Annotated in this window: 3 protein-coding genes; 2 read left to right on the forward strand and 1 reads right to left on the reverse strand. The window is 61.4% G+C overall.

Annotated elements, in window-relative coordinates; all coding sequences use genetic code 11:
* Positions 1 to 48: 48 nt before the first annotated feature.
* Complete coding sequence (ppnN, locus tag OC610_RS24320; RefSeq protein WP_264431497.1) at positions 49 to 1,422, reverse strand: nucleotide 5'-monophosphate nucleosidase PpnN; 1,374 nt, start codon at positions 1,420 to 1,422, stop codon at positions 49 to 51.
* A gap of 217 nt (positions 1,423 to 1,639) precedes the next feature.
* Between ppnN and OC610_RS24325 the strand changes: the two genes are divergently transcribed.
* Together OC610_RS24325 and OC610_RS24330 are read left to right on the forward strand one after the other, a co-directional pair.
* Positions 1,640 to 2,176 (forward strand): DUF3087 domain-containing protein, encoded by a 537-nt coding sequence (locus OC610_RS24325; RefSeq protein ID WP_264431498.1) that lies wholly within the window; start codon positions 1,640 to 1,642, stop codon positions 2,174 to 2,176.
* A gap of 88 nt (positions 2,177 to 2,264) precedes the next feature.
* Positions 2,265 to 3,017 (forward strand): OBAP family protein, encoded by a 753-nt coding sequence (locus tag OC610_RS24330; protein WP_264431499.1) that lies wholly within the window; start codon positions 2,265 to 2,267, stop codon positions 3,015 to 3,017.
* Positions 3,018 to 3,055 lie beyond the last annotated feature (38 nt).

Genomic DNA, 3,055 nt, shown 5'->3' on the forward strand with positions numbered 1-3,055 from the left:
TCGCGAGCAAGCTCGCTCCCACATTGGATCTGCGGTGATTCGATCAGGTCAGGTCACTACGCGATAGCACGGCACATACGCCGCGCCGCCCGGCAGTTTCATCCGGTGCTGTGCGACGAAGGCCTGGAGCAAGCGATCGAGGGGCTCCATGATCGCCGCGTCGCCGTGAATCTCGTACGGGCCGTGTTCTTCGATCAGGCGGATGCCCTTGTCCTTGACGTTCCCCGCCACGATGCCCGAGAACGCCCGGCGCAGGTTGGCGGCCAGTTCGTGGGGTGGCAGCTCGCGGCTCAGGCCCAGGCTGGCCATGTTGGCGTGGGTCGGATCGAACGGACGCTGGAAACCTTCGTCGATTTTCAGCAGCCAGTTGAAGTGGAAGGCGTCGTTGCGCTCGCGGCGGAACTGCTTCACTTCTTTCAACCCCTGGGTCATCTGCCGCGCCACTTCGGCCGGGTCGTCGATGATGATCTGGTAGTGCTTCTGGGCAGCCTCGCCCAAGGTCGCACCGACGAATGCGTGCAGTTGCTCGAAATACGGCGTGGCGCTTTTAGGCCCGGTGAGGATCACCGGGAAGGGCAGGTCCAGGTTGGCCGGGTGCATCAGGATGCCCAGCAGGTAGAGGAACTCTTCCGCCGTCCCGGCGCCGCCCGGGAAAATGATGATGCCGTGGCCCACGCGCACGAAGGCTTCCAGGCGCTTCTCGATGTCCGGCAGGATCACCAGCTCATTGACGATCGGGTTCGGCGCCTCGGCGGCGATGATGCCCGGCTCGGTCAGGCCCAGGTAGCGACCACCGTGGATGCGCTGCTTGGCGTGGGCGATGGTGGCGCCTTTCATCGGGCCCTTCATCACGCCCGGGCCGCAGCCGGTGCAGATGTCCAGGCTGCGTAGGCCCAGCTCGTGGCCGACTTTCTTGGTGTATTTGTATTCTTCGGTGTTGATCGAGTGGCCACCCCAGCACACGACGATTTTCGGTTCCACGCCCGGGCGCAGGGTGCGAGCGTTGCGCAGCAGGTGGAAGACGTAGTCGCTGATCCCCTGGGATGAGCTCAGGTCGATGCGCTGGCTGTCCAGTTCGTTCTCGGTATAGACGATGTCGCGCAGGGCGCTGAACAGCATCTCGCGGGTACTGGCGATCATTTCGCCGTCGACGAACGCATCGGCCGGCGCGTTCAGCAGCTCCAGGCGCACGCCGCGGTCCTGCTGGTGAATGCGGATCTCGAAGTCCTTGTAGGCTTCCAGGATGGTCTTGGCGTTATCGACATGGGCGCCGGTATTGAGGATGGCCAGGGCGCACTGGCGGAAAAGATTGTAGATGCTGCCGGAACCGGCTTCGCTCAGCTGTTGCACTTCGCGCTGGGACAGGGTTTCCAGGCTGCCCTTCGGACTGACCGAAGCGTTGATTACATGTCTTTGAGTCATTCAGCTTTCCTTGAAAACGATGCCGCTCGCACGACGGCGGCATCTTGAAAAAAACATCCACGCAGGAAGATCGCACGATCCTTGCGGTATCGCCATGGACTTTGATCCGGGTCCTTCGGGTCGCTTGCCACTTAAAATGAGCCCCAGCATAGCTAAATCGACCGGGCAGGCGATAATGCGCGACTCTTTTCACGCCACACAAGGAAATTACGACGCGATGTTCGAGATCAAACCGTGGGACGCCGCCGACTACCGGCAACAGACCCGTCGCAGCACGCTCATCCTGGCCGTGGTGTTTCTCGCGTTGGCGATGCTGTTGTCGAGCTTGGCAGTGATGGCGTTCGGTACGCCTGGCGGGGACAATTTTCGCTTCAATGTCGGTGGCGTATTTGCGGCCGTGCTGGTGATGGTCGGGCTGATGCGCGGGTATTTGTGGTCGCAGCCGTGGATGAGCGCAGCGGTGTACGGCTGGCAGCTCAAGCGCAGCCTGATGAGCATCACCAACGTGATGCACCAGGTGAAGGCCGGTGTGCAGGCCCAGGATCCGGCAGCGATGAAGCTGCTGCGTTTCTATCACCTGGGCCTGGCCCAGATGCACCTGCTGGACGCCAACTCCAGCGACCACGCCTCGCTGGTTCGCGAGGCCGACGAGCATCTGGAGAAGGTGCAGGCGCAAGGCCTGGACCCTGATCAATCGCGCCTGGATCCGGCGTGGATCGACACTGTGAAACAGGCCTATAACCCGCGGCCATAGCGGCCGCTCGTCGGTTGCCCAAGGGGAAAAATCAAACCCTGGCCAGCGGGCGCCTTTCTCATGAACAGTCATGGAAAGGAGAGTCGAGATGCCTGGAAAGAGTGTTCATGGAACCTGGGCCATGTTCTGCGCGGCAACGGTGGCCCTGGCGGGCTGCGCGGGCGGCAACAGCCATTCGCCGGTGGATGCACCAGGGGCTGCGAAAAGCCCGACCACCGCGACCCTGGAAGCGGGGGCCGGGATCATGCAGAACAAACCCCCGTTGCAAGCGTTGGATACCTACCTCGATGGTTTTCATTTCTATAACGGACGAATGTCCGGGCAAATGGAAGCGCACCACTACTGCACGGCACTGAACGAAGAAGTTTTCCAGTGCGCCATCTTCGACGCCAACACTGCCAAGGCCAAATTGATGGGGGTGGAATACATCATCAGCAAGCGCTTGTTCGAGGGCTTGCCCGCCGCCGAGAAGCAGCTATGGCACAGCCATGTGCATGAAGTGAAGTCGGGTCAACTGGTGGCGCCGGGCATACCCGAGGTGGCCGAAACTCGCTTGATGAAAAACCTGGTCGGCACCTATGGCAAGACCTGGCACACCTGGCACACCGAGCAGGGCAATGCGCTGCCTTATGGCGTCCCGCAGTTGATGATGGGTTTCACAGCCGATGGCCAGGTTGATTCGCAACTGGTGCACGAGCGCGACCGGCGGATGGGCATCGACAGTGAAGAGAAGAAACGCGCCCGTGAGTCCATCGACGCGCCGGCGATCGATCCTGGCGCGGATGCGTGGCAGAAAGGCAAGATATGGCAGATCAAGGATCCGACGGGGCATGCTCATTAAAGCGTATTGCCGCGATGCTTTTGTGGCGAGGGAGCTTG

It is taken from the genome of Pseudomonas agronomica (genome assembly GCF_025917275.1).
GTDB lineage: Bacteria > Pseudomonadota > Gammaproteobacteria > Pseudomonadales > Pseudomonadaceae > Aquipseudomonas > Aquipseudomonas agronomica.